Genomic DNA, 1732 nt, shown 5'->3' with positions numbered 1-1732 from the left:
GCGCGCGCGCATCTGCCGAGCGCCGCGCTGTCCGGCGGCGAGCGCCTGCGCGCGGCGCTGGCCTGCGCCCTGCACGCGCAGCCGGCGCCGCAGCTGTTGTTGCTCGACGAACCCAGCAACCATCTCGACCTGGACGCGGTGGCCGAACTGGAACGCGCGCTGCGCGCTTACCAGGGCGCGCTGATCGTGGTCAGCCACGATGAGGCCTTCGTCGAAGCCTTGGCGCCGACGCGGCGACTGGTGCTGGCCGACGGGCGCCTGCGCGAAGCCGGCTGATCCCAACAGGCGCGCGCGCCGCCGCCGACCGTTCGCACGGCAGCGGCGCACGCGGCGAAACCGCGGAAAGCCAACCCAGCACACGTTTGCCCGCGCGTCCCGCCCGGGAAGCGTGATCCCGACGACAGAAGCCGCGCAGCCGGCCCGATAGCCTGCCCTCACCCCCACCCTTCGCGCGGACGCCGTATGGTCGACACCCACTCGGTCTGGCCGTATTTCGCCCTGATGCTGGCCGCGTTCGCGCTGGCCTCGCTGCCGTGGTTCCGCGCCGCCGACCCGGCCGGGCAAGGCAGCGGCCGCCGCACCGACACCCTCGACGGCCTGCGCGGCTTCCTCGCCCTTAGCGTGTTCGCCGTGCACGCCATCGTGCATTACGACTTCCTGCGCACCGGCGTGTGGAAGCCCTCGACCGCACAGTTCTATAACGTCGCCGGCGTGGTCTCGGTGGCGCTGTTCTTCATGCTCACCGGCTTCTTGTTCTGGAACAAACTGCTGAAGTCCGGCGGCCGTCCGGGCTGGAGGGAGCTGTACATCGGCCGCGTGTTCCGGCTCGGGCCGATGTACGTGGCGGCGGTGGCGACGATGATCGTCATCGTCGCCTACCGCACCGGCTTCGAATGGCGCCAGCCGCCGCTGCAGGTGATCGCGCAGGCGCTGGCGTGGCTGGCGCTGGGCATCGTCCCGCCGCCGCCGGCGATCAACGGCTACGCCGACACCGGCACCATCCTGGCCGGCGTCACCTGGACCTTGTTCTTCGAATGGGTGTTCTACTTCTCGCTGCCGTTGTGGGCGTTCTTCGTGCGCCGCGGCCGCCACCTGGCGTTCTCCGCCGGCGCGGTCGCCGCCTGCCTGCTGGTGATCCTGGCGGCGACCTGGAACGGCGGCTTCGTGCCCGGCACCAAGCCGCGCCCGGTGTTGCTGCTGGCGGTGCTGGCCGAACTGATCGGGATGATCGCCACCGGCATGCTGGTCGCGTCCTTGCTGCACGAGCGCATCGGCGAGCGTCTGCAGCTGCAGCGCGCGAAGTGGGGCGCACTGGCACTGCTGGCGCTGGCGCTGGTGTTCGCGGCGATGCTGAGCACGCGCAACATCGGCATGCTGCAGTTGCTGGCGCTGTGCCCGCTGACCGGCTTGTTCCTGTTCGTGCTGTGCTCCGGCAATAACTTGTTCGGCGTGCTGTCGTGGCGGGCTTCGCGGCGGCTCAGCAACATGAGCTACAGCATCTATCTGTCGCAGGGCCTGTCGATGGTGGCGGTGTTCGCGATTCCGGGCGTCAAGGAGTACGCGCTCAGCGGCACGCTGCCGTTCTGGATCGTCAACATCGGCTGCGCGCTGGCATTGTGCGCGGCGTCGCTGCTGACCTATCGCTACATCGAGGAGCCGGGCATACGCGCCGGCAAGCGCCTGACCGACCGGCTGCGCGCGCGCCGCGCCGGCGCGGCGCCGCTGGCGGCGC

General features: G+C 70.6%; 2 protein-coding genes. Both read left to right on the top strand.

Going from position 1 to position 1732, the window contains the following annotated elements; all coding sequences use genetic code 11:
* A partial coding sequence (locus tag A7A76_RS03490; RefSeq protein ID WP_206409893.1) for an AAA family ATPase occupies nt 1–276 on the top strand: 276 nt, incomplete at its 5' end.
* A gap of 186 nt (nt 277–462) precedes the next feature.
* The coding region (locus tag A7A76_RS03485) for an acyltransferase family protein (RefSeq protein ID WP_206409892.1) at nt 463–1732 on the top strand (1270 nt) is incomplete at its 3' end.

Origin of the sequence: Lysobacter enzymogenes, assembly GCF_017168095.1 — a bacterium.
Lineage (GTDB): Bacteria > Pseudomonadota > Gammaproteobacteria > Xanthomonadales > Xanthomonadaceae > Lysobacter > Lysobacter enzymogenes_D.
This window is presented reverse-complemented; position numbering and strand designations above follow the sequence as displayed.